Below are 22139 nucleotides of genomic sequence, written 5' to 3'. Positions count from 1 at the left end.
CGTTTCCGCAGATGAAAGCCGGTGTCGGGGTGTCAACGCCCCGCGCTGACAGGCGTTGACACCCGTTGACAGCGGCCGCGGTGTCAACGCCTGTCAACGGCTGTCAACGCACCCCGTTGACACCCTCGCGGGCATCCTGAACTGCCGAAACGTCCCCAGAATCGGCCGCTGTCAGCGTGTCAACGCTTCCGGGCACCTCGGCGACGGCACGGGGGTGCAGTTCGTACCGGCCATCCGCGCCGTTGCGGACCCACCCGAGGGCGGCCAGTTCGGCGAGCACCGCCGACACCTCGTCGGACTTGGGCAGCCGGCGGGCTACCCGGCGGTGTAGTTCCCGGCGGGTGAAGGTGGTCATGCCCTTGGCGGTGAGCACGCCGAGCACGTAGCGGGCGTTCTCCATCGCGGTGTCGGTGCCGATGGTGGTGAGCGCGGCCCGGTAGTGCGCGGCGAAGAACTCGGCCAGCCTCACGGCGTCGGCCATGCGGTCGGCGTCGATCGGCCGGCGCCACGCGTCGGCGGGGTGGTGTGCGACATGCAGCAGTCCGGCCAGGCGCAGCGTTGCGCCGGAGAGTTTGTTGCCCCATTCCCGCATGTCGTAGAGGCTGCCGCCGGGCCGTAGTTCCGTCTCGACCTGCTCGGCGGCGGCCCGGCGCACCTGCCCGGCCTCGGGGGTGAGGACGACGACGGCGGGGTCTTCCCATTCGGCGAGGGTGGCGGCCAGGTCGTGAACCCGGTGGGCGTAGCCGGCCGTGACCGCCTCGGGCACCGGTTCGCTGTCGACCGCCCGATAGCCGGCGAGGGATCGGGGCAGGGCAAACAGGAACCGGGCCGGGAGTCCGCGCCCCGCGAGGTCGGCGTTCCCGCCGAACTTGCGCAGCACGGTCGGTTGCGCCATCACGCACACCGTCAGCGCCGGTTTCTCGACCGAGGCACCCTCGCGGGTCTGCCGTTCGTTGCTCATCGGCTGCCCCGCGTGCCCTTTCAGGTAGGGGTCAAGGTTCGGAGCACCCGAGTAGCGGCCGGCGAGGGTGTCGAAGATGCCGCCCTCATCGCTGATGATCGCCATGCGTCCGCCGTTGGCGGCCATCAGCCCGATGAGGGCTTCCGGGGTGGCGTCGTCCACGATCAGTTTGGGCAGGGTCGGAACGGTGATCGCCTCGGCGGCGATGGCGGCGGCTACCGCCTCGGCGGCGGCCTCATCGCGTTTGCCGGGTTCGGTGGCTTTGGCCGCTGCGGCTTTGGCTTGCTCGGCTTGCCGGTCGGCGATATCCCGCAGCGCTGCCGCCTCGGCGATTCTTGGCCGCATCGCCTCGGCGAGCGTTGACTGTGCCGCGAACAGCGGCGCGGTCATCGCTCGGTGAACGGGTGACTTGCGTTCGCCGGGGCCGGCGATGACGGCGGCGAACACGTTCACCGGCTCCCGCCACCCGGCCACCGGCTCGACTTCCAGCCTGCCGCCCGCGCAGGCGGACAGCACCGCGACGGCGAGGGTGCCGGCCATTGCCGGGTCGGTCTGGGTGAAGCGGGCGACGCCGGTCACCATGTCGGCCAGCCAGCGCGGGAACACGTCGACCGGGAACGGCGGCGGTGCGGTGTTCGGGCCGGTCAACGGCACTGGAACATCCCACAGTGGGCCGCCCGCGGCTTCCTCGCCGGTGGCCGTCGGGCCGTCGGTGACCAGGTGTAGACGGGCGGCGCTCATGCGGCCACCTGCCGGGGACGTGCGGCGCCGGCCCGGAAGCCTGACGCGATGGTCCGCAGCACCGCGCCGTGCCGCAGCCCGGCCGTGATCCCCGCGTGTTCCAGCGCAGTGGACGCCTCGTCGACGGACAGCGCGCCACCCGCGACAAGCTGACCGAGGGCCACCGCCGCGCGGTAGAGGTTGTCGTTGTGGTGGTCCGGCGCGTTGACTACCCGCGCGCACTCCCGCTCGACAGCGGCCCGCACATAGGCGCGTTCCCGCCCGCCGGGCAGTGCGACCATGATCGGCCGCTGCGGCGGCAACGGTGCGGGTGCCAGCAACCCGGCAAGCCACCCGGGCAACGGGGCGGGGTCGGTGTCCAGATCGACCGTGTACGGCCGCCCTGCCACCGTGCTGCCGGGGGCGACCACGTAGCCGCCGGTCGCGCGGGTGTCGACCATCGGCCCGACGGTGCCGGCGGTGTTCCGCAGCGTCGGGCCGTGGTCGGGGTGGCGGTAGTAGAGGTGCGTGCCACCCCGGCCGGTGGTCACGGTGTAGGTCGGGGCGATGACCGCGCCGTGCGCGGCGGCCAGCTCGGCGAGCGTGTCCAGCCCGGTCCGGTCGGTGGTGTCGTCCTTGGGGACGTCCAGGTCGACTACCACAAGGCGGGACGGCCCGCACGCGATGCCGATGCCGTAGGGGCGAGTCGACCACGCGCGGCGAATACGGGTCGGGTCGGTGGTGGCGCGGGGCTCCCACCCGACGTGTCCGGCCCGGCAGCGCGGGTCGCGGCCGGTGCAGTCGTCGGCCGCGTGATCGGGAAAAGCCGGTCGTTTGTCGTTGGGACGCAGCGGGAAGACGTGCCAGCCGCGTTCGGCGTGGGCGAGCGCGGCGGCGAGCAGGTCGGCGGTAGGCACGAAGTGCCTCCCTTCCTGTGTGAACGGGTGCAGTGGTGTCGAGGGGGCTTCGAGCTGCCCCGCCACGGCGGCGGGCGTGTGGGCGGGGCAGCGCGGCCCTTGCAGGTAAGGGCGGATGCGTTCGGTGGTGTGGCAGTAGCGGCCGGCGGTGCCGATCCAGTGGCCGCACCACCCGCCGGTCACCGGGTCGCCCGCCCCGGACGGGGCCGGGCGGCGATCGCGGCGCGGGTGGCGGCCTGCCGCACGTCGCCGAGCAGCCCGACCAACTGACGGCGCGCGGCCACCTCGGTCGGGGCGAGCGCGACCCGGATGCGCACCTCGGCGTGCTCCCGGCCGGCGGCGGTGCGGACGCGCACCAGCACGGCGCGGGCGTGGCCGGCGTCGACCACGATTTCCGGCGAGCGGTGCTCACCGAGGCCGCAGCGGTGATCGCGTCCGCACCAGTCGGTGTGTCCGGCGGGGCGGTTCATCGCTTGGCCGTCTCGTACTCGTCTTTGATGTGGTTGATGACGTGTCGACCGACGCGCAGGCGCAGGCCGGTGCCGGCGCAGTTGCGGCACTCTCGGCGGATGCGGCCCAGCGGTGAGCGCTTCCGGCCGTTGCCATCGCAGGAGCGGCAGCGTCCGAACGGCGCGATCACGCACAGGCCGAGGTAACCGAGCGTGAGTGCGGGCAGGATGAGACAGGGGGCGGCGGCTAGTAGGTTGTGGGGGGTCATGACAGCCTCCAGGGCCGGTTTCGGGGTTTGTTCGGGGAGGCCGCTAGATTCCTAGCGTCCTGATCAGGGTTCGGATTGGTTCCTAGGGGTGGTCCTAGGTCTAGGAGCCCTCTGGTCCTAGACCTAGGACCGATCGCGGGTTAGCTCGCGTCCCGCTTTCGGTTACGCTCCGCGATCGCAGCGATGATGGCGGCGCGTTCGAACCCGCCCCGGTTGGCTCCCTTGCCGGTGCCCGGGTCGGTGCCCCACGTCTGCCCGACCTTCACGCCGAACGGCTTGAGCGCGACGGTCACCTGCTCGGCATCCCACCCGCTGTAGACCTCGGGCCGCAGCTCGGCGAGCCGTGCGGCGACCGTGCGGCACCACACCTTGGCCTCACTGGCGGGGACCACGGCGGCAATGTCGTCCAGGAGGTTGAACGAGAGCGCCGGGGCGGTGGTGGGTCGCTCGCCGAGGGCGTGCCCGGTGAGCCGACCGGCGGCCTCGCGGGCGGCGCGGGCGCGGGCGGCGATCCGCTCGGCCATCGGTCCGTCGATGAACACCGTGTTGGTGATCCGGGCGTCTGCTCCCTCACCGACGAAGTAGCCGGTGCCCTTGTCACCCCACGCGAACATGGTGGCGCGGATGCCCTGCTTGTACTTGGACGTGCCGAGCACCATGTCGTTCTCGGTCTGCCCCATGACCTTGAGGCAGAACCGGGTGGATGCGTTCGCGCTGATGCCGGTGGGCAGGCTCTTGGCGTCCGGCCGCTGGGTGGCGAACACGGTCACGATCCCGAGTGCGGGGCCGCGCTTGACCAGGTCGACGCAGATGCCTTCCAGTTCCTTGCCGTACTCGGGGTGCTCGAACCACACCTGGCACTCGTCCACGCCCACGACCAGGGGGTGCAGGCCGAGGGACTTCTTGGACGCCAGTTCGGGGGTGACCTTGTTTTCCGGGCACAGGTCCCGGGGCAGGTCGCGGATCACCTTGGCGCGGCGGCGCAGCTCGTCGCGCAGTTCCCGCATCGCCGCTACGGCGTATTCGATGTCGTCGTCTTCCTCACCGGCGCGGTAGCGGTGGGCTACCTGCTCCAACGCGGACAAGTCACCGGTGCCCTTGAGGTCGTAGGCGTGGATCTCCGCACGCGGGTCCAGGGCGGCGATGAGCAGCACTTCCCGCAGCGTGAACGTCTTGCCCATGCGCGGGATCGAGCCGATGACCATCGCGGTGAACATCAGCGTGAGGTCGACCCACCGGCCGCGCGGGTCGGTGCCGAACGGCTGTGCCCGGAACAGGTCCACGGTGCCGGACTTGAGAAGTGGCCACGCCGGCTTGCGGGCCTTGGACATGTCCTGATCGCCCACCCACAGCACGAGACGGCCGGGGTGGATCTCCGGGTTGCCCTCGGGCCACACGCACCCGAGCGGCCGGGACAGGCCGGCGGCCAGCTTCTCCCGCTGCTCGATGACCTCGGTGGCGGTGACCGCGTTGGGCAATTCCACGTCGGCGCGCCAGCCGGGGCCGTCGCGGGTGATCGGGGCGGGGAACCAATCCTTGCCCCGGTCGCCCTTGGCGATCGCTTGGTTGATGCCGGTGATTCGGAGGTTGCCCAGCGCCCGCACGACCACATCAGAGGTGAGTTTCTGGACCTTGGGGACCATGACGGCGGTGTCGAGTAGCGGCTTGTCCGCCGGTCGGCCCAACGCGCCGAGGGCGGCGACCAGGGCGGCGAGGGTGGCGTAGCGGGCGCCGGACGGGGCGAGCGCGTAGGCGATGCCGAGGGCGGGGAGCACGCCGAGGACCACGGCGGCGGTGACGAAACCGCGCCACCGGACGCGCTGGTCCCGCAGGCGTGACGCCTTGAGGTACATCTCGGCGTCGCCCTTGTCCGCCATCAGTTGGCGCACGTGCTCGCCTTGCAGGTCAAACAGCCAGCGGCCCCACCCCGACAGCAGCCGGTATCCGCCGCGTGGGGCGCGCCACGCCAACTTGCCGGCGTACTTCGGCATGCGGGTCAGGTGGTAGGCGCCCGCGTGGAACAGGTGCCCGATGGTCCATCGGGCGGCGTCGCGCAGCTCGGCGCGGGACCGCAGCCACGCCGGCACGATCGGCCGCCGCTTCGCGTCCTGCAAACCGGCCACCGTGAACCGCGGGGACCTCTGCGCGGCCGCCGAGTCGACCAACCGGCGCTCGCCCGGCTCACTGCCGGGCGTCTCGTCGGCGGTATTGCCGGCCCGTCGGGAACGGGCGGCGTCCAGGTCGACCACCTCGGCGTCGGGGCCGGTGGTGTGCAGGTCGCGTTCGGCGGCCTGCCAGTCGAAACGGTCATCGTCTCGGGGGGACGTCATGATGGGGGTTCCTCCAACGGTCGGGAGATCGGAAGGGGGACCGGCGGCACGGCGCAGGTTGGGAAGCCAGGGGCCGTGCCGCCGGGCGAAGTCAGGCGGCGTGCAGCGCGGGGCGCCAGCCGTTGACGGCGGTGGCGATGCGGTAGGCGCGGGTCTTGTCGCCCCGGCCGCCCATGACGCGGCGGTAGATGGCGTAGCCGCTCGGGTCGGGGTCGAGGTCCCCGGTGGCGATGGCGTGGCGCGCGGCGTCCAGAACCTTCCGGTCGTCGGCGGAAAGCTCGACCATCGCGGGGTCGGTGTCGGGGTGTTCGTGCAGGTTGATGCCGGTCGGACGGTCGCCGTCCGGCGGGGTGGTGAGGGCGGCGATCGCGGCGGCGAAGTGGTCCTGAATCAGCGTGATCACGCTCGCGGCGGCGAACGCCAGCAGCGGCACCAACAGGTGCAACACGATTGAGGCGACCTGTTCGGCCAGCCCGCCGGGGAACCGGTGCACCAACTCCGGGGCCACGTTCATCGCCGTGGTGGCGGCGAGCAGCCCGTATTCGACGCGCTTGACGATCGGTTCGGTGACCTGCCGCATGACGGCCGACAGGTGCCCTCGGGCGATCAGCAGACCGACCAGCAGGATCGAGAACGCGGGGTCGACCAGCCACGCCACGACCCACATGGGCGACCACGGTTCGGCGTGACCGGCGGCGAACCGCTGCACGTTGACCATGGTGAACAGCAGCGCGAACACCAGCGCCGACCACGCCATGACCGACCAGCGCGCCCGTTGGCGCATCAGCCGCACGGCCTGCACGTCCGGGTCGAGCAGCAGCCGGCGCAGGTGGCGGGCCTCGGCCGCCCGTGCGGCCCACCGCTGCACCTTCTTCGTCTCCCCGGCCAGCACCGCGTCGCGGGCGGCCCGCGCGTCGGCGTCGCGGCGTGCTCGCCGCTGCTCGGCTCGACTCGACCGGGCCGGCGGCTGCTGCGGCGGGGCGGCCGGCTCGGGCGCGGGATCGGCCGTGGCCGGCCGGTCATCCTCGCTCGGCTCGTTCGGGGCGGGCAGGGTCCCGGTCGGCACCAACAGGGCACCATGCCGGGTGAACTCCATCGCGGTCATGCGGCAACCTCCATCGGGTATGCGCAGTCAAGGCACTCGCCGAGCGAGCGCGGGATGTAGTAAGGCCGGACAACGCCGCAGACGCGGCAGGTTCGGCGAGCCGTCAGCGCGGCCCGGACGGCGTGTAGCTGTGCGGGGGTGGCGGTGCGCTTGGGTCGGGCCAGGTCGACCCGGTACAGATAGGCGGCGCGGGTACCGCCGACACCGCGCCAGAGGATTTGCGCGGCGATCGGTTGTCCGCCGGGGCGTAGGCCGGCGGCGGTCAGTTGACGGCGGGTGGCGTAGCCGGGCGGGGCACCCTTCCACCAGTAGGTGGGGATGCCGTACCGCGCGCCGTCGGGGTCGTAGTAGGCGGCGCGGATGCGGGACATCAGGCCGCGCGGCGCGGGTTGGTGCGGGCGGCCAGCTCGGCGGCGGCGCGGGTGACGCCGGCCTCGGCGCGGCGCAACCGCCGCCAGTCCAGCACGGTCGGGCCGCCGCGATCCTCGGCGTAGAGCATCATGATCTCGGCGTCCAGTACGTCCAGTTCGGCCGCGATCAGCGGCCACTCCGCGTCGATCGCGGCCAGGTCGGCGGCGGTCGGTTCGGCGGTGATCGGGGCAAGGCGCTTCCTCACGGGAAACCTCCGGGGGAGTCGATGTGATTGGGGGAAGTCCCGGGCTGCGACCAGACCGGCCGCACCGGGACGAACAGGATCAAGAGGCAGAAGCCCAAACCGCGCGCCAAATCCGGTCCGCTCGCCCCGCTCGCCCGGGACCTGCCGGGGTCGACCACCTTGTGGCTCAAGGCGGGGATGCCGCAGACGGATCTACGCGGCGCTTCTGCTGTTCAGTTCTCAATGAACGACCACACGACCGGCCCGTGGGCGCGCAGCGCAAAGCGCCACCTTCCCCGGCTTCCGCTCGGCTTGTCGGGCCTGGCTAGTCAGGTGCGACGAGATGACCGTAGGGCGGCTTGGCTAGTCAGGTCAAGACGACGCGGCGAGCTTTCCTAACTTGGCTAGTCAGCGCTACCGTGAGCGGGTGAGCGAGAACCTCGACTTCCTCGGCCAGCTGGATCCCGACGACCCGAAACAGGCGTCGCAGCAGATCGCGAACAAGCTGCGCGCGGCCATCCTCACGCGCCGACTCGCCCCCGGCGACAAGCTGCCATCACAGCCGGAGCTAGCCACCCGCTACGGCGTCGCGCGCGAGACCGTCAAGCGAGCCCTAGACCTGCTCCGAACAGAGCGGCTAATCGTGACCCGGCAGGGCAGCGGCGCATTCGTCCGTGCGCAGACGCAGCGGGCCGTCGAGCTGCGCCCGCACATCGAAGCCGCGTTCGAGCGGCCCCACGTCACCATCGACTTCGCCGGCTTCTCCGGCGAGACGCTGCGCGACGCGCTCGCCGAAGCGCTCGACAAGGTGCGGGTCGGCCGGCTCGCGCCAGAGACGATCGCCGTGCGAGTGCTGATCTCCGACATGACCGTGCCGATGGCGCTGCCCTCACGCGCCGAGACACAGGCGGACGATCCGGCCGTACGCGAACGGGCAGAGCGGATCACCCGCCGGGCGGCAGACGGCGTCATCGATCAGGTCACCGAGCTCGGCGACCTCGGCCTGATCCGGTCGACCGCCGTCGAGGTCCGGATGCACCGGGCGTCCCCGCTGTTCAAGCTCTACATTCTCAACGGCGAAGAGGTCTTCTACGGCTTCTACCCGGTCGTAGAGCGGACCGTCTCCATCAAGGGTGAGCCGATGGCGATCTACGACCTGATGGGCAAGGACGTGCCGCTGTTCCACTATGCGGTGACCGACGACGACACCTCACACGGCACACAGTTCGTGGAGGCATCCCGCCAGTGGTTCGACTCGGTGTGGTCGACCATCGCCTACCGGTACGACGGATGAGCGCCGACCTCCGCGCACTGCTCGGCGAGGTCGACGCGGTGTTGCTCGACTTCGACGGGCCAGTGTGCAGCATCTTCGCCCGATACCCGGCGCCGCAGATTGCCGCCAAGCTGGTCGACGTGCTGCGGCGGCACGGGGTCGACGTGCCGGCGGAGCTCGCCAGCGAGCCGGATCCCCTTGAGGTGCTGCGCCACGCCGGGGCGGCCGGCGACCAGGGCGTAACGCGCGCGACGGAGGACGCGCTCTGCGCCGCCGAGCGCAGGGCCGCCGAGACCGCCGAACCCACGCCATATGGTCGGGAGGTGATTGTTGCGGCTCGACAGGCTGGGATGCCGGTGGCAGTAGTCAGCAATAACTCAGCCGGCGCTGTATACGCCTACCTCGAAGCGCATCGGCTCGCCTGCTATATTTCGCCGGTTGTTGGGCGCGCCTACGCTGATCCGGACAAGATGAAGCCCAATCCTTGGCCCATCCTCGAAGCAGTGCATCACCTCGACATCGAGCCGACGCGTTGTGTCCTAATTGGTGACGCTATAACCGACATCGAGGGAGCCCGGGCAGCTGGCATTCGCGTTATTGGATATGCCAATCGTCCCCGAAAGATGGACACATTTCGGAGTGCTGCGGCCGATGCTGTCGTTGCGAGCATGGGTGAAATAGCAACTGCGTTGCTGGCTTGATTTACTGTCTCCGCTGCGGCAGGGCGGTCTTAGATGGCCTAGGTGGCGACGTTTGCATGCGATTAAGCCGATATACTAGACGTTCGATTAGTATGGCGACATCCTCCCAATATTCCTTCAGCCATACGTCTGCGCCCTCGGCAGCTCGGTGTCGTACGTTCTTTCGCAGATCCTTCAATTCGGTAAGGAGGATCGTAGGCGGCCGTTCATCAAAATAGCTCTGCAAAAGCCCTGCGGAGTCGGCGGATGTGACGAGTTGGGCGAACGAAAGTTTCTTGGAGCGTCTGTTGACCAGTTCCTCCAAGACAAGTTCACATGCCGTATGTAATTCTTCCAAGAGAACTTCGCCCGCAACCTCCCCGAAGTTCCATCCTACTATCAGTTCGGACGTTATTGATAGGCGCGAGTGAAGTCGTGGTGTCTCGGGGCACTCATACTCATACGGCGGATAGTAGTACCGAGTATCGGTGACTCCACGAAGCGGCATCGGGCTCTCCTGATCGACATCCCTCCCGCGCAGCATCAAATCAGCGAAGCCTCGCCCCAACCGGGCTCGCTTAGAGGGCGAGAGCCCGGTCGCCTCGCAGCCTTCGGCGACCAGGGGGAGATCGCGCTCTAGCCGGTAGCCGAGCAGGTCGGTACGCCGAGAGTTGCCGTCGACAGTTACGAGGATGTGCCGGGTATCGAGAGTCCTCCACCGCCATGAGATGCCGAGCCTTCGTGCTCGCGCTCTCGCCGCAGCTTGACATACCCGAACGATAGGCTCTTGTGCTTCCTTGTACGTGAACTCGAAGTCGAATCCGGCCACGCCGCATTGTTGCAGGTGCTCTTCGACGAAGGCGGGCCGGGCAGTGCCCCAAGGGCATCTTGCGGCGGGTGGCCGTGAAGTGAAGGGGGATGCGCTGGCGACTAGAGGCGCCGCGCGTGCCTGCGACTTATGGGCACCCAAAGAGTAAACAGACATACCTGGATTAGCCGGACTCAGGCGCGTGTCGATGCTCGGCTGGTATTCCCTATGGTCGGTAAAGTGACGCCTTGTGGCCACTCTTAAAAACTCCCGGGGTAAATTCTTTCACGAACATAAGATGCCGCCAGACTTAAACTTCTGGATCTTCTTTTTCCGTTACGCCGGTCGCCCCCTTCCGGTCGATGAGAAGGTGATGGCGCGGGCATTGGAGTGGAAGCCAGAGCGGTCAAACTGTCCGCAGTTGACAATCACGATCGAGCATTTGATTAGATCGGTACCGGATGAGTGGCGAGCACTGGCAAATAACCTTTTCGTAGGTAGGGTGCTTAAGGGCGACTTGAACGCTATGGCTTGGACTGAGCGCCAAGCCGGCGTCATTGAAATGAATATTCAGTACACCTTCACCCTGAGTGCGTATGCGGCCGCCTATGATGAGTTCTTCCATAATCTCAAGTCGTTCGTCGGGGATGTTGCGGCGAAGCGTCCTGGACTCGAATCTATGGTGCATGAGCTAGACAAGCGATTCGCTGAACCTTGGGAGCAGCTCGATACCGCACGGTCTGGCTGGGTGGACCGGCGACTGCTAGTAGTGGCTAACCCCGTCGCTGCTCGTTGGGCGAAGGGTCGGGAATCGCTGCATGAAGACATGGTCGACGCCGCCGAGTCCTTCGTCATCGCACACGAGTTGGCCCATCATCTTCTCGGACACACCGTCTCCAGGCGGGACAAGCGAAAGGCCAAGGACGCGGTTGACGAGGTGATCGAGCGCCTTGGCCTCTTTTACGCGATGTCTCAGTTCAACCAATCGCAACGTGAGGAGCTCCAGGCCGACATTCTGGCCTATCTGATTGTTGCCCAAGCGCTGGAAGGGGCGCCTCAATTTTCTGACCTGTACAGAGCTGTGGCTGGGTCGACACTTGCGCTAGTGACACACGCCCATGTCACTGAATCTTGGGTGGAGCTTGATAGCGCCGCAACGCATCCGGGATTCACTACACGGTTCAACATGGTCCACAAATTGACGGAGATGCTGTGCAGTGATCGGCCAACGGGTGACCAGGGTGACCATCCCATGGCCTTCCTTTCGCAGCTCTCGACGTTCGCCGCAGTGGCGTTGAACAGGTGGGCGAGCCAGACCTTCTCCGGGCCTCAGAAGCCAGTGGGAGTACTGCACGCTGCTGACCACTTGTTACGCCTCATGAATGAGGTCCATGGCAGGATCCCGCAGGCGAGGGCATCGATTCGGCAGGTGGACGTCTGATGGCCCCTGCTTGGCATGTCGTTCGGCCTTGGCGGCGGTGCCGCATCACAACCTGGCATGCACGTACGCCCTCCTGTTGAGGGATGGGCAGTGGCTTGCCCAGTCCTTCCCACCACGAGGAGCCGGCGCGTGTCGCGCACGTGTCGTCAACGGCTCGGCTAAGAGCGTGTGCCCAGCTCAGGAGGCTGGGCTGGGCGCTCTGTAAATCCGTCGCGAAAGCTACAGAGGTTCGAATCCTCTACCCGCCACCAGGTGCACCAACGGCCCCTGACCAGCAGAAATGCTGATCAGGGGCCGTTGTCGTTGAGCTAGTCGAGTCCGGCTGAGTCCCGCCGCTGACGGCTGGTCTTGGGCAGAAATGTGGGCGTTCGATCCTGCCGCCTTGACGCGCTTGGAGACGCCCTCGGCGGACCACGCATACGTCAGCCGTTCGCGGTGGTGCCGGAGAACAGGCGGCGCGCCTCGACGACACGCTCGCCCGCGCGGGCCTTGCACCCGACCGGCCGGTGGGAATAGATGGATCCCTGTAGCGTCGGCCGAATGTGGGTGGTGATCGGAGAGCAGCGCGGCCTGTCGACGGATGCCGGGGAGCGGCCGGCTCAGTTCGAGCACATGGCGGAGGTGACCCGGCAGAGTCCGGGTTTCGTCCGTGGCTGGTGGGGAGCGGACGACACCGATCCGGAGGTCATGCACGTTCTCGTGATGCTGGACTCGTTGGGTGACGCGCGGGCGTTGAAGCAGATGGTGGAGCAGAACGTCGCCGGCGTGCGCTTGCGGATCATGGAGGTCGGCGTCGAGGTCCCTTAGGCGGGCCAGGGCGTTGCCGGTCGGGATGATTGATCTCGCTGGTTATTCTCGCCGGCATGGCGCCGTACCGTGCGGGCGGAACGCTTCCCAAGGTCTTTCCCTCGCTCCCGCTCGCCCTGCTGCTGCCGTGCAGCCTGATCGCGGTGATGGGTGTGACGGATGACCGCCGACCGCCTCCGCCGATGGGCGTGCTGGTGCCGGCGGTGGTCGTGGGGGAGGAGCCGGCGCGTGCCGGCCAGGAGGCGTATGTGGTGGTACGCGCCGAGACCGCCGACGGCCCGGTCCTTTGCAGCATCGGCCGGCGGTCCTTTGTCGACGGGCGCTTGCCGGCGCCGCACCAACGGCTGACCGTCGACCACACGCCGAACGGCTGCCTGCCCGAGCCGGTCAACACCGAGCTGCCCAGGGGTGTGATCGTGACGATGGGTGCCGGCGGGCTGGTGCTGTCGTTGTGCTGGCTCTGGGCCGGCTCTCGCTTCGGGCCACTGGGCCGGCCTCGACGCGCCCGCGGCTGAGCGCCTCGCGGAACGGTTCCCGTGCCTGCATGCTGCATCTCCTGGCGTACCTGGAGGAGCGGGGCGTCGACCTGGAGCGGTCGGAGTTCGACGTCGAGTGGGCGCCCGTCGAGGAGGCGTACGACCTGGTCGTGCTCCTCACGGCGGGACACAAGGCGTACCTGGACCTCCTGCACCCCGCCGGACGCAGCGAGGCGGAGTTGGCCGACCATTTCACGGCGCGGGGCTCGACTTCGAGGAGAGCGGCCTGGCGGGTTCGGACGGGCTTCGCCTGTTGCACGACGAGATCGATCGTCTCCGCCTCGACGAGGTGCTGCTGCTTGCCGTCGGCTACCTCCCCATTGCCCGCCGGGCGAATGCGCTTGCTCCCCTGAATGCGCCTCTGGAAAGGTGCCGTACGGTCGGGCGACGGCGGGAGAGCAGGAGTACGGGAATGTGCGGGATCGATGCCGCGGCGAAGGAGGCTGCGGTCAGCGAATTCCTCGACCGGCATCCTCATACCCGGACGGATCGAAGTGATCATCCCGCGCTGCGGGGCTGTGCGGAGATCCGCTGGTCCGATTTCTCCGGATGTCCGGCTGGGCTTCCGGCGGTGTTCCGCGGGCTTCTCGATGAGGCCAGTGCGCCCGACGCCGAGCGGGTCCTCACGAATGTCCTGATGGACGGCGTCTTTCACATCAACGCGGCGTTGCCGGCGGCCCTGCCATTCCTGCTCCGACTCGCTGCCGACCAGACCGTGCCGGTGCGAAAGTCGCTGCTCGACATCGTCGTCGTCGCCGCGGCCCTCTGCCAGCCTGTCGAGGAGGACGACGAGCGTGCCGTCCGGCTCCTGGGCAGTGACACCGCTCATCCGGAGCGTGCGCAGTGCCGGTCCGCCTTTGCCGAGCACGTGTCGCTGCTGCGCGTGCTCATGATTGATCGTGCGCTGGTGAACGACGAGGACAGGGCGATCCTCGCGCAGGTGGCCTGACCCGGCGACTGCAGGTGCCCGTCGGCGGGGACGTCCCGCCACCAACCGGGTAGGCGTACGAGCCGTGGGCCGAGCCGGGATTCGTCGCGGCCGTCGTCCGGCTGCAGCGCCGACGCCGGAATGTTCCTTCGCTCGTTGCCCGACGGTGTTGCCGACACTGATCGCCGGGGTGGTCCGACAAGGGTATGGCGCGAGTCCATCCGATCAGTCAGCATCGATGGGCCCGGCTTGTCGGCGGCGACCTAGGGTCGCCTGGGACGGCAAGTCGACGGGTACTGGTAATTTGCGCCGCCGTGGCGCATTGTGGAGCCGGTGACGCCGGACGGTCACCTGTGGATGAACGGTTGGCGATCGGGGGGTGCAGCCACCGCTATCTCTTCGTCGGCATCGGAACGCAGCGGAACGGCCGACTCGCTCGCGAGGTGCGGGGCTCGTCCGAGTCGTCCCGGACGTGTCGCTCGCCGGTCTTCCGGGAGTTCTCTCCGAAAGAACGCAATTTGCGGCCTTGGACGGAAGGCACGTCATCTGCGCGGCACACGGGCGCTGGCCCACCCGCGGGCTGCGGCCCTGTCGGATCAGAGCTTGACCTTGTCGGCCCATCCGGTTGGCTCGGCCGTCCGTCCGCTTTGCGGGCCGCGCGGGCTGTGGCACCATCAGGGCACCCCTAGTTCCCCCCTTTGCTGACAGGAGCAACTCATGTCTGGTCGGACGCCTCGCCGGCTTGGCGCCGTCCTTGCGCTCGTGGCTGCCGTCGCGTTCGCGGGCGCGGCCGTTGGCGCCAGTAACGGACTTCACCTCACGGACTACAGCTGGGGCTCCGGGACGAACGACGGTGACTACAGCTGGGGCGTCTCGCCTTCGGGGGCGAACGACGGTGACTACAGCTGGGGTTCGTCGTCCTTCGGAACGAACGACGGCGACTACAGCTGGGGCGTCTCGCCTTCGGGGGCGAACGACGGTGACTACAGCTGGGGTACGCCCGGCAAGAACGGTGAGTTCCACACGAACGGGGACTACAGCTGGGGTGCGCCGTCGTTCGGCGCCAGCGTCCCCGTCGCGCGGTAAGGCATACCCCGTTCCACGCGAGGGAGCGGTATGACAGCCGGCTCGCCCCCCATCCGCAGGTCGACGGACCAGGCCTGGCTGATCACCGCTCCACTGGCCCTACTGGCCATCGTCTGTTCGCTCTTCCTGGCGGTGGTGGCGCCGCCGCCACCCGGCAACCTCGCGATCGCCGCGATCATCTTCGTGATCATGGTGGCGGCCAGCACGCAGGTGCTGCACTTCGTCGTGCGCCGGCAGGCGCTCGAGATCATCGTCACCGAGATCCCGCTGGTACTGGCGTTCTTCTACCTGCCACCGCTGACGGTGGTCGTGATCGCGGTGCTGGCCGCGCTGATCGGTCAGATCCGCCGGCGCCTGAGCGCGGCCAAGGTCTGGTTCAACCTGGCCAGGACGGCGGCCGCCGCCTCCCTGGCCGGGATCGTCTACGTCGCGCTCTCTCCGGTCGTGGGCGTCGGTCCCCGGACGTGGGCAGTCCTCTTCGCGGTCGTCAGCGTGAACGCCCTGGTCTCGCTGGCGGCCATCGTGGCGGTCATCTGCCTCCTGCACGGCTGGCAGGCCGGGTGGGAGTTGGTGCGCAACGCCCCGGCCCCGCAGCTGGCGTCCGCGATCAACGTGGCCATCGGCCTGGTCGTCCTGATGGCGATCGCGTGGACCCCGTGGTCGGTCATCCTGATCACGGCCCTGGCGATCGCCGTCGTCCTGCTCTACCGCTCGTACGCGCAGTTCCTGCGCCAGCACCGCACGCTCGGCCGGATGTACGAGCTGACCCGGGCCATGACCGAGAACGGCCAGGAGGGCAACCTGGCCGACGTCCTGCTCGGCCGGATCCGGGCGCTGATGCAGGCGGAGTACGCCACGTTGTGGCTCCCCGCCCAGGGGCGCCATCCCGAGGTCATGTTGAGCGCCCGGGTCGACGACCGGGGCCTGCTCGACGTGGCGTTGACTCCGGCGCTGCTGCGGCAGCGGGTCCGCACGTCGGGCCGGACGCTGGCGGCGGGCCGAACCCTCGGTGACGACCCCAGCGTCCGCCGCGAGCTGGGTGAGCACCGGATCAAGGACCTCATCGTCGTCCCGCTGCGCTCGGGTCAGGCGGTGATCGGCACTCTCGAGGTGGTCAACCGGCTCAGCGACGTCGGGCACTTCACGGCGGCCGACATCCCGATCTTCGAGACCGTGGCGGCGCACGCCGCCGTCGCGCTGGAGAACTCCCGGCTCGTCGACCGGCTGCGGCACGACGCGTACCACGACGCGCTGACCAAGCTGCCCAACCGGCGGCGGATCATCGGCGCCCTGGCCGAATCGGTCAAGATCGGGGCGCCCGACGAGGTGGTCGCGCTGCTCCTCTTCGACGTCGACGGGCTGCGCCAGGTCAACGAGTCGCTGGGGCACGCCGCCGGCGACAAGGTGCTCGCCGAGGTCGCCGCCCGGCTCCGGGCGTCGGCGCCGTCGTCGGCCCTGGTCGGCCGGGCGGGCGGTGACGAGTTCCTGGTGACCATGCGGCTGGAGAGCGTCGAGGCGGCGATGGAGCTCGCCGCCCAACTACGGGAGCAGATCCGCGACGAGATGGTCTTCGACACGCTCACCCTGGACGTGGACACCGCGGTCGGGGTCGCCGTGTACCCGGACCACGGCGGTGACGCGGCGACGCTGCTGCAACGGGTCGACCTGGCCGCCAGCGCGGCGAAGTCGGTTCCGGGCAACGTCCAGCTGTTCGTCCCGGCGCTGGAGTCCCGGTCGCTGCGTCGGCTGGGCCTCGCCGGTGACCTGCGGCGAGCCCTGGACGAGGGGAAGCTGGAGGTCTACTTCCAGCCCAAGGTCACGCTCCGGGACCGGCGCCTGGTCGGCGTCGAGTGCCTGGCCCGCTGGGACCATCCGGCCCACGGCACGGTGGCCCCGGAGGACTTCGTCGCCGTGGCCGAGCACACCGGCCAGCTCGGCCGCCTCACCGAGCTCGTGCTCCGTGAGGGGCTGCGGCGCAGCCGAGACTGGGCCCAGGCCGACCAGCCGCTCTCCGTGGCGGTCAACATCTCCCCGCGTTCCCTCACCGACCAACACTTCCCGGACCGGGTCCGGGAGCTGCTCGGCGAGTACGGCGTGCCCCCGCAGCGGTTGACCCTGGAGATCACCGAAGCCGGGGTGCTCGACGGCACGGAACGGCCGATCCCCACGCTGCGCCGGCTGCGCGATCTCGGCGTACGCCTGTCGGTGGACGACTTCGGTACGGGCGACTCCTCCCTGGCGCATCTGCGCCGGCTGCCGATACACGAGGTGAAGGTCGACCGCTCCTTCGTGCAGGGCATGGCGACCGACCCGGGGGACCTGGCCATCGTCAACGCGGTGGTCACCCTCTCCCAGCAGTTCGGGCTGGCGGTGGTGGCCGAGGGGGTGGAGAGCGAGCTGACGTTGGAGCTGCTCCAGGACATCGGCTGCGAGATCGGCCAGGGCTTCCTGTTCAGCCGTCCGCTGCCGTACGAGCGTCTGGAGGCGTGGTTCGGCGCCCAGGTCGACCCGGAGACGATCTCCAGCGGGGAGCTCCCTCGGCTGCGTGTCGTGCCCTGACCTGGAGAAACTCCGCCCCGGGGGATCCGATTTCCGGTGCAGGGCAGGGCCGTGTAGTCTTACCTCTGCGCGCCCCACGGGGAAGATCGCGCAGGCCCCCTTAGCTCAGTCGGCAGAGCGTCTCCATGGTAAGGAGAAGGTCTACGGTTCGATTCCGTAAGGGGGCTCTAGGGTCGCTTGACCCACCGCGGCGGTGTAGCTCAGATGGCAGAGCAAGCGGCTCATAATCGCTGTGTCGCCGGTTCAAGTCCGGCCACCGCTACTCTCGTCCTCCGGGCGCGTTCCCGGTGGTCAGTGAGAAGGGCGCCGCAGGCGCCCACTTTGCATGTCCGCGTCAGCATCGCGTAGGCTGATGCGTCGTAGTTGTAACCCGTAGCGAGGAAGGCACTCCGCCGTGGCGAAGGCGACCGATGTCCGGCCGAAGATCACTTTGGCGTGTGTGGAGTGCAAGGAGCGCAACTACATCACGCGCAAGAACCGTCGTAACGACCCGGACCGCATCGAGCTGAAGAAGTTCTGCCCCCGGGATGGTCGGCACACGGTCCACCGCGAGACCCGCTGACCTCCGGCCGGCCCCGTCCGGCCTCGAAGCTCCACCCGATCGCCGATCTGACCGTTTCGGCGCGGCATTCGCCGCCGCCGGCCGCTCAGGTCGGCGATCGTGCTTTACGTGTAGGTTCGCGGCATGTCCCTGGACCCGTCCTACGTCGGCCGGACGTACCCGCCGACCGCCCCCTACCAGGTGGGCCGAGAGAAGATCCGTGAGTTCGCGACGGCCATCGGCGCCACCGATCCGGCCCATCACGACCCCGAGGCCGCCCGCACGCTCGGTCACGCCGACGTGGTGGCGCCGCCCACCTTTCCCTTCGTGCTGACGATGGCCGCCAACCAGCAGATCGTCGAGGACCCGGCGGTGGGCGTCGACTACAGCCGCGTCGTGCACGGCGACCAGCGATTCGCGTACACCCGGCCGGTGGTGGCCGGAGACGAGCTGGTCTGCGTCAGCACCATCGAGGACATCACCAGCCGGGGCGGGCACGGTTTCCTCACCACCCGCACCGACATCACCACCGTCGCCGGCGAGCCGGTCGTCGCGGTCTGGTCCAAGCTCGTCGTACGTGGGGAGGCCTGAGATGGAGCTGCCAGCCAGGACGTTCCGGGTGACCCGCGCGGACCTGGTCCGCTACGCCGGCGCCTCGGGCGACTTCAACCCGATCCACTGGAGCGACCGGATCGCCACCAAGGTGGGGCTGCCGGGCGTCATCGCGCACGGCATGTTCACCATGGCCCTGGTCGGCCGCGCGGTGACGGAGTGGGCCGGCTCACCGGACGCCGTGGTCGACTACGGGGTCCGGTTCACCCGGCCGGTCGTGGTGCCCGACGACGACGAGGGCACCGAGATCGAGGTGACGGCGGTGGTACGCGAGGTCACCGAGGAGGGTCTGACCCGGCTCGACGTCACGGCCACCTGCCACGGTGAGAAGGTGCTCTCGCAGGCTCGGGCGACCGTCCGTACGGCCGGTTGACCCTCCGGCCGGACGGCGCTGACCTGGGGCGTCGACGCGCTGTGGGTGGACCGGTTGGGAAAGTCGGCCGGCTACCCGTACACTGGTCCGCCGTGGGGCAAGTGACCCCTGCTCGACCTGTCACGGGTCGGGTGGGGTGAACGTTGCCGCACAGGGGTGTAGCTCAATTGGCAGAGCAGCGGTCTCCAAAACCGCAGGCTGCAGGTTCAAGTCCTGTCACCCCTGCGCCTCAGGCCTGACCGTTCCCGTGGGTCGCGCCGCCGTGAGAAGGCGGCGTCCGGCCCGTGGTGGTGGCATCGGCGGGGTGGTTCGGAGGCTCGGGCCACCGGTCGATCCGCCGGCCGCGGCCCGTCGCGGGACGGTTGGGCCCGGCCGGCGTGACCAGCGCCGCGCACGCCGCCCGGCGTGCGAACCCGAGATCCCGCGGAGGGCGAAGTGGCCGAGAGCAAGCGGCGCGGCGAGGATGCCGGCGACGATCGTCTGAACGACGAGACCGTCGACGACGTTGCCGGCGACGACGCCACCGACGCGGACGAGCCGGTCTCCCGCGGCGGCACCGCGACGCGGTCCCGCGCGAAGGCTGAGTCGGCCGACAGCCGGCCGAAGACCCGGACGGAGACCGACCGCGTGGGCCTGTTCGGCCGCATCGCCCGGTTCTTCCGCGAGGTCGTGGCCGAACTGCGTAAGGTCATCTGGCCGACCCGCAAGGAGTTGCTGACCTACACCGCCGTCGTTGTCACCTTCGTCGCGGTGATGTTGACGATCGTGGGTGTCCTGGACTACGGCTTCGCCAAGGGCGTGCTGTGGGTCTTCGGCAACCCCAGCTGACCGGCTGTACCAGCCGATAGTGACGGAAGTGAGCGAGCGTGCCTGAGTACGACGAGACCGCCGGTCCCGCGGACGAGCAGTCCACGGTGGCGACGGCGGCGAACGACGAGTCGGTCGAGGCCGCCAGCGAGCCGGAAATCCCGACCACCGAAGCCCCGTCGGACGAGGACTTCGACCCGGTCGCCGAGCTGCGCCAGAAGCTGCGCTACGCGCCGGGCGACTGGTACGTGGTGCACTCGTACGCCGGCTACGAGAACAAGGTCAAGACCAACCTCGAGACCCGGATCACCAGCCTCGACATGGAGGACTTCATCTACCAGGTCGAGGTGCCGACCCGGGAAGAGGTCGAGGTCAAGAACGGCAAGCGGTCCCAGGTCCAGGCGAAGGTCTTCCCGGGCTACATCCTGGTCCGGATGGAGCTGACCGCCGAGTCCTACTCCTGCGTGCGCAACACGCCGGGGGTGACCGGCTTCGTGGGGGCCACCGACCGGGCCGACCGGCCGGCACCGCTCTCCCTCGACGAGGTGCTCAAGTGGCTGGCCCCGGCGGTCGAGACCGAGCAGAAGAAGGCGAAGCCCGAGATCAAGGTCCTCGACTTCGAGGTCGGTGACTCCGTGACCGTCACCGACGGCGCCTTCGCGTCGCTGCCGGCGACGATCAGCGAGATCAACGCCGACCAGCAGAAGCTCAAGGTGCTGGTGTCGATCTTCGGCCGGGAGACGCCTGTCGAGCTGAACTTCAACCAGGTCGCCAAGATCTGAGTCCGGTCGCCGGCGGTGGGCAGCGTCCCGCCGCCGGCGACGCCGTTCCCGCTCGACCTCGGCGAACGGGCGGGGTCCGGCCTGCGCTACCCTTGAACGTCGCTGCCTCGCGCCGCGCTGACCGTGCGCGCCCGCAGGGTGGTTGTCGGATGAGCACCAATCCAGTCAAGCCCCAGGAAGAGACATGCCTCCGAAGAAGAAGCTCGTCAAGACGTTCACGCTTCAGCTGCCGGCGGGCCAGGCCACCCCGGCGCCGCCGGTCGGCCCCGCGCTCGGTCAGCACGGCGTGAACATCATGGAGTTCTGCAAGTCCTACAACGCGCAGACCGAGTCGCAGCGGGGCGACATCGTCCCCGCCGAGATCAGCGTGTACGAGGACCGGTCCTTCACCTTCGTGCTGAAGACCCCGCCCGCCGCCCGGCTGCTGATCAAGGCCGCCGGTGTGCAGAAGGGCTCGGGCGTCCCGCACACGCAGAAGGTCGGTTCGGTCACCCGCGCCCAGGTGCGAGAAATCGCCGAGCGGAAGATGGCCGACCTCAACGCCAACGACCTCGACCACGCCGAGCGGATCATCGCCGGTACCGCCCGCTCCATGGGCATCACCGTCGGCGACTGATCAGAGCCGGCAGCAACCCGTACGGATCGTGGGAGGGCGCGCGGAAGCGGCCCGCCAGAGACCACAGGAGTAACCAGAACATGCAGCGCAGCAAGAGCTACCGCAAGGCCGCCGAGGTCATCGACCGGTCCAAGCTCTACACCCCCGCCGAGGCCGTGAAGCTGGCCAAGGAGACCACCAACGTCAAGTTCGACGCCACGGTCGAGGTCGCGATGCGCCTCGGCGTCGACCCCCGCAAGGCGGACCAGATGGTCCGCGGCACGGTCAACCTGCCGCACGGCACCGGTAAGACCGCCCGCGTGATCGTCTTCGCCGCCGGCGCGAAGGCCGAAGAGGCCGCCGCCGCGGGTGCCGACGAGGTGGGTACCGACGAGCTGGTCGCCCGGATCCAGGAGGGCTGGCTCGACTTCGACGCGGCCATCGCCACTCCGGACCAGATGGCCAAGATCGGCCGGATCGCGCGGATCCTGGGCCCGCGCGGTCTCATGCCGAACCCGAAGACCGGCACGGTGACGATGGACGTCACCAAGGCGGTGCAGGACATCAAGGGCGGCAAGATCACCTTCCGGGTGGACAAGCACTCGAACCTGCACCTGATCATCGGCAAGGCCTCCTTCAGCGAGGCGCAGCTGGTCGACAACTACGCGGCGGTGCTGGACGAGGTGCTGCGGGCCAAGCCGTCCGCCGCGAAGGGCAAGTACCTCAAGAAGGTCATCCTCACCACCACCATGGGCCCGGGCGTCCCGGTCGACCCGAATGTGGTGAAGAACCTGCAGGAGGGCTCGGCCGAGGCCTGAGTCCACCGACTCGTACGGGGCGCCGCCACGGCTGTGGCGGCGCCCCGTCGCGTCTCCGATGTGGCAGGCTCGGCGACATGCGACTGGAGAACGTCTGGCTCCGGTACCACCGGCGGGGGCCGTGGGTCCCTGTCTCTTATACACCTC

24 protein-coding genes and 3 tRNA genes are annotated in these 22139 nt (G+C 69.0%); 19 read left to right on the top strand and 8 right to left on the bottom strand.

Going from position 1 to position 22139, the window contains the following annotated elements; translation table 11 throughout:
- Positions 1–103 precede the first annotated feature (103 nt).
- From E1211_RS05180 to E1211_RS05145, 8 genes are all read right to left on the bottom strand, one after another.
- Complete coding sequence (locus E1211_RS05180; RefSeq protein WP_132345929.1) at positions 104–1702, bottom strand: YfjI family protein; 1599 nt, start codon at positions 1700–1702, stop codon at positions 104–106.
- Positions 1699–2631 carry a bifunctional DNA primase/polymerase gene (locus E1211_RS05175; protein WP_243709356.1) on the bottom strand — a complete coding sequence of 311 codons (933 nt, stop codon included), beginning with the start codon at positions 2629–2631 and terminating at the stop codon, positions 1699–1701. The genes E1211_RS05180 and E1211_RS05175 overlap by 4 nt, the downstream gene beginning before the upstream one ends.
- 146 nt (positions 2632–2777) lie before the next feature.
- Positions 2778–3068: a hypothetical protein gene (locus E1211_RS05170; protein WP_132345925.1), complete on the bottom strand. Its 291-nt coding sequence runs from the start codon at positions 3066–3068 to the stop codon at positions 2778–2780.
- Positions 3065–3316 carry a hypothetical protein gene (locus E1211_RS05165; protein WP_132345924.1) on the bottom strand — a complete coding sequence of 84 codons (252 nt, stop codon included), beginning with the start codon at positions 3314–3316 and terminating at the stop codon, positions 3065–3067. Before E1211_RS05165 ends, E1211_RS05170 begins: the two co-directional genes overlap by 4 nt.
- Before the next feature lie 140 nt (positions 3317–3456).
- Entirely contained in the window at positions 3457–5646 is a 2190-nt protein-coding gene (locus E1211_RS05160) for a cell division protein FtsK (protein WP_132345923.1), read from the bottom strand.
- Positions 5647–5737: 91 nt separating this feature from the next.
- Complete coding sequence (locus tag E1211_RS05155; protein ID WP_132345921.1) at positions 5738–6751, bottom strand: hypothetical protein; 1014 nt, start codon at positions 6749–6751, stop codon at positions 5738–5740.
- Positions 6748–7122, bottom strand: coding sequence for an RRQRL motif-containing zinc-binding protein (locus E1211_RS05150; RefSeq protein ID WP_132345919.1), 375 nt, complete (start codon positions 7120–7122; stop codon positions 6748–6750). Before E1211_RS05150 ends, E1211_RS05155 begins: the two co-directional genes overlap by 4 nt.
- Entirely contained in the window at positions 7122–7367 is a 246-nt protein-coding gene (locus tag E1211_RS05145) for a DUF6284 family protein (RefSeq protein ID WP_132345917.1), read from the bottom strand. The genes E1211_RS05150 and E1211_RS05145 overlap by 1 nt, the downstream gene beginning before the upstream one ends.
- A gap of 406 nt (positions 7368–7773) precedes the next feature.
- On the opposite strand from E1211_RS05145, the gene E1211_RS05140 reads away from it, so the two are divergent.
- From E1211_RS05140 to rplA, 19 genes are all read left to right on the top strand, one after another.
- On the top strand, positions 7774–8640 hold the full coding sequence (locus E1211_RS05140; RefSeq protein WP_132345915.1) for a GntR family transcriptional regulator: 867 nt from the start codon (positions 7774–7776) through the stop codon (positions 8638–8640).
- Entirely contained in the window at positions 8637–9320 is a 684-nt protein-coding gene (locus E1211_RS05135; protein ID WP_132345913.1) for an HAD family hydrolase, read from the top strand. Before E1211_RS05140 ends, E1211_RS05135 begins: the two co-directional genes overlap by 4 nt.
- Positions 9321–10357: 1037 nt before the next feature.
- A complete protein-coding gene (locus E1211_RS05130; protein ID WP_132345911.1) occupies positions 10358–11548 on the top strand; it encodes an ImmA/IrrE family metallo-endopeptidase in 1191 nt (396 codons plus the stop codon).
- A gap of 540 nt (positions 11549–12088) precedes the next feature.
- Positions 12089–12355 (top strand): hypothetical protein, encoded by a 267-nt coding sequence (locus E1211_RS05125; protein ID WP_132345909.1) that lies wholly within the window; start codon positions 12089–12091, stop codon positions 12353–12355.
- Positions 12356–12411: 56 nt separating this feature from the next.
- The gene (locus tag E1211_RS05120) at positions 12412–12870 is read left to right on the top strand and encodes a hypothetical protein (protein ID WP_132345907.1); all 459 of its coding nucleotides are present in this window, start codon (positions 12412–12414) and stop codon (positions 12868–12870) included.
- A 29-nt stretch (positions 12871–12899) separates the two neighbouring features.
- A complete protein-coding gene (locus E1211_RS05115) occupies positions 12900–13244 on the top strand; it encodes a hypothetical protein (RefSeq protein ID WP_132345905.1) in 345 nt (114 codons plus the stop codon).
- A 59-nt stretch (positions 13245–13303) separates the two neighbouring features.
- Positions 13304–13840 (top strand): hypothetical protein, encoded by a 537-nt coding sequence (locus E1211_RS05110; RefSeq protein ID WP_132345903.1) that lies wholly within the window; start codon positions 13304–13306, stop codon positions 13838–13840.
- Positions 13841–14536: 696 nt separating this feature from the next.
- On the top strand, positions 14537–14905 hold the full coding sequence (locus tag E1211_RS05105) for a hypothetical protein (protein WP_132345901.1): 369 nt from the start codon (positions 14537–14539) through the stop codon (positions 14903–14905).
- A 30-nt stretch (positions 14906–14935) separates the two neighbouring features.
- Positions 14936–17464 (top strand): bifunctional diguanylate cyclase/phosphodiesterase, encoded by a 2529-nt coding sequence (locus E1211_RS05100; protein WP_132345899.1) that lies wholly within the window; start codon positions 14936–14938, stop codon positions 17462–17464.
- Positions 17465–17558: 94 nt separating this feature from the next.
- A tRNA-Thr gene (locus E1211_RS05095) sits at positions 17559–17631 on the top strand.
- Between the two features lie 22 nt (positions 17632–17653).
- A tRNA-Met gene (locus E1211_RS05090) sits at positions 17654–17726 on the top strand.
- A gap of 132 nt (positions 17727–17858) precedes the next feature.
- A complete protein-coding gene (rpmG, locus tag E1211_RS05085) occupies positions 17859–18026 on the top strand; it encodes a 50S ribosomal protein L33 (protein WP_007073056.1) in 168 nt (55 codons plus the stop codon).
- Between the two features lie 123 nt (positions 18027–18149).
- The gene (locus E1211_RS05080; protein ID WP_132345897.1) at positions 18150–18596 is read left to right on the top strand and encodes a MaoC family dehydratase N-terminal domain-containing protein; all 447 of its coding nucleotides are present in this window, start codon (positions 18150–18152) and stop codon (positions 18594–18596) included.
- A 1-nt stretch (position 18597) separates the two neighbouring features.
- Entirely contained in the window at positions 18598–18990 is a 393-nt protein-coding gene (locus E1211_RS05075; RefSeq protein ID WP_132345895.1) for a MaoC family dehydratase, read from the top strand.
- Between the two features lie 152 nt (positions 18991–19142).
- A tRNA-Trp gene (locus E1211_RS05070) sits at positions 19143–19215 on the top strand.
- Between the two features lie 210 nt (positions 19216–19425).
- The gene (gene secE, locus E1211_RS05065) at positions 19426–19818 is read left to right on the top strand and encodes a preprotein translocase subunit SecE (RefSeq protein WP_076466683.1); all 393 of its coding nucleotides are present in this window, start codon (positions 19426–19428) and stop codon (positions 19816–19818) included.
- A 38-nt stretch (positions 19819–19856) separates the two neighbouring features.
- Positions 19857–20579, top strand: a complete 723-nt coding sequence (gene nusG, locus E1211_RS05060) for a transcription termination/antitermination protein NusG (RefSeq protein ID WP_132345893.1) — start codon at positions 19857–19859, stop codon at positions 20577–20579.
- 184 nt (positions 20580–20763) lie between these two features.
- On the top strand, positions 20764–21195 hold the full coding sequence (rplK, locus tag E1211_RS05055) for a 50S ribosomal protein L11 (RefSeq protein ID WP_132345891.1): 432 nt from the start codon (positions 20764–20766) through the stop codon (positions 21193–21195).
- A gap of 80 nt (positions 21196–21275) precedes the next feature.
- The gene (rplA, locus tag E1211_RS05050; protein WP_132345889.1) at positions 21276–21992 is read left to right on the top strand and encodes a 50S ribosomal protein L1; all 717 of its coding nucleotides are present in this window, start codon (positions 21276–21278) and stop codon (positions 21990–21992) included.
- Positions 21993–22139 lie beyond the last annotated feature (147 nt).

Source organism: Micromonospora sp. 15K316, from assembly GCF_004348525.1.
GTDB lineage: Bacteria > Actinomycetota > Actinomycetes > Mycobacteriales > Micromonosporaceae > Micromonospora.
The sequence above is the reverse complement of the archived record's forward strand: the minus strand, read 5'-3'. Positions and strand labels throughout refer to the sequence as shown.

What these genes read in the sequence shown, in the direction of transcription:
- E1211_RS05100 (WP_132345899.1), top strand. Translation starts at nt 14,936, where the DNA reads ATGACAGCCGGCTCGCCCCCCATCCGCAGGTCGACGGACCAGGCCTGG.
- E1211_RS05110 (WP_132345903.1), top strand. Translation starts at nt 13,304, where the DNA reads ATGTGCGGGATCGATGCCGCGGCGAAGGAGGCTGCGGTCAGCGAATTC.
- E1211_RS05080 (WP_132345897.1), top strand. Translation starts at nt 18,150, where the DNA reads ATGTCCCTGGACCCGTCCTACGTCGGCCGGACGTACCCGCCGACCGCC.
- E1211_RS05165 (WP_132345924.1), bottom strand. Translation starts at nt 3,316, where the DNA reads ATGACCCCCCACAACCTACTAGCCGCCGCCCCCTGTCTCATCCTGCCC.
- E1211_RS05160 (WP_132345923.1), bottom strand. Translation starts at nt 5,646, where the DNA reads ATGACGTCCCCCCGAGACGATGACCGTTTCGACTGGCAGGCCGCCGAA.
- E1211_RS05170 (WP_132345925.1), bottom strand. Translation starts at nt 3,068, where the DNA reads ATGAACCGCCCCGCCGGACACACCGACTGGTGCGGACGCGATCACCGC.
- rplA (WP_132345889.1), top strand. Translation starts at nt 21,276, where the DNA reads ATGCAGCGCAGCAAGAGCTACCGCAAGGCCGCCGAGGTCATCGACCGG.
- E1211_RS05155 (WP_132345921.1), bottom strand. Translation starts at nt 6,751, where the DNA reads ATGACCGCGATGGAGTTCACCCGGCATGGTGCCCTGTTGGTGCCGACC.
- E1211_RS05120 (WP_132345907.1), top strand. Translation starts at nt 12,412, where the DNA reads ATGGCGCCGTACCGTGCGGGCGGAACGCTTCCCAAGGTCTTTCCCTCG.
- rplK (WP_132345891.1), top strand. Translation starts at nt 20,764, where the DNA reads ATGCCTCCGAAGAAGAAGCTCGTCAAGACGTTCACGCTTCAGCTGCCG.
- E1211_RS05180 (WP_132345929.1), bottom strand. Translation starts at nt 1,702, where the DNA reads ATGAGCGCCGCCCGTCTACACCTGGTCACCGACGGCCCGACGGCCACC.
- E1211_RS05135 (WP_132345913.1), top strand. Translation starts at nt 8,637, where the DNA reads ATGAGCGCCGACCTCCGCGCACTGCTCGGCGAGGTCGACGCGGTGTTG.
- E1211_RS05125 (WP_132345909.1), top strand. Translation starts at nt 12,089, where the DNA reads ATGTGGGTGGTGATCGGAGAGCAGCGCGGCCTGTCGACGGATGCCGGG.
- E1211_RS05105 (WP_132345901.1), top strand. Translation starts at nt 14,537, where the DNA reads ATGTCTGGTCGGACGCCTCGCCGGCTTGGCGCCGTCCTTGCGCTCGTG.
- E1211_RS05115 (WP_132345905.1), top strand. Translation starts at nt 12,900, where the DNA reads ATGCTGCATCTCCTGGCGTACCTGGAGGAGCGGGGCGTCGACCTGGAG.
- E1211_RS05150 (WP_132345919.1), bottom strand. Translation starts at nt 7,122, where the DNA reads ATGTCCCGCATCCGCGCCGCCTACTACGACCCCGACGGCGCGCGGTAC.
- E1211_RS05075 (WP_132345895.1), top strand. Translation starts at nt 18,598, where the DNA reads ATGGAGCTGCCAGCCAGGACGTTCCGGGTGACCCGCGCGGACCTGGTC.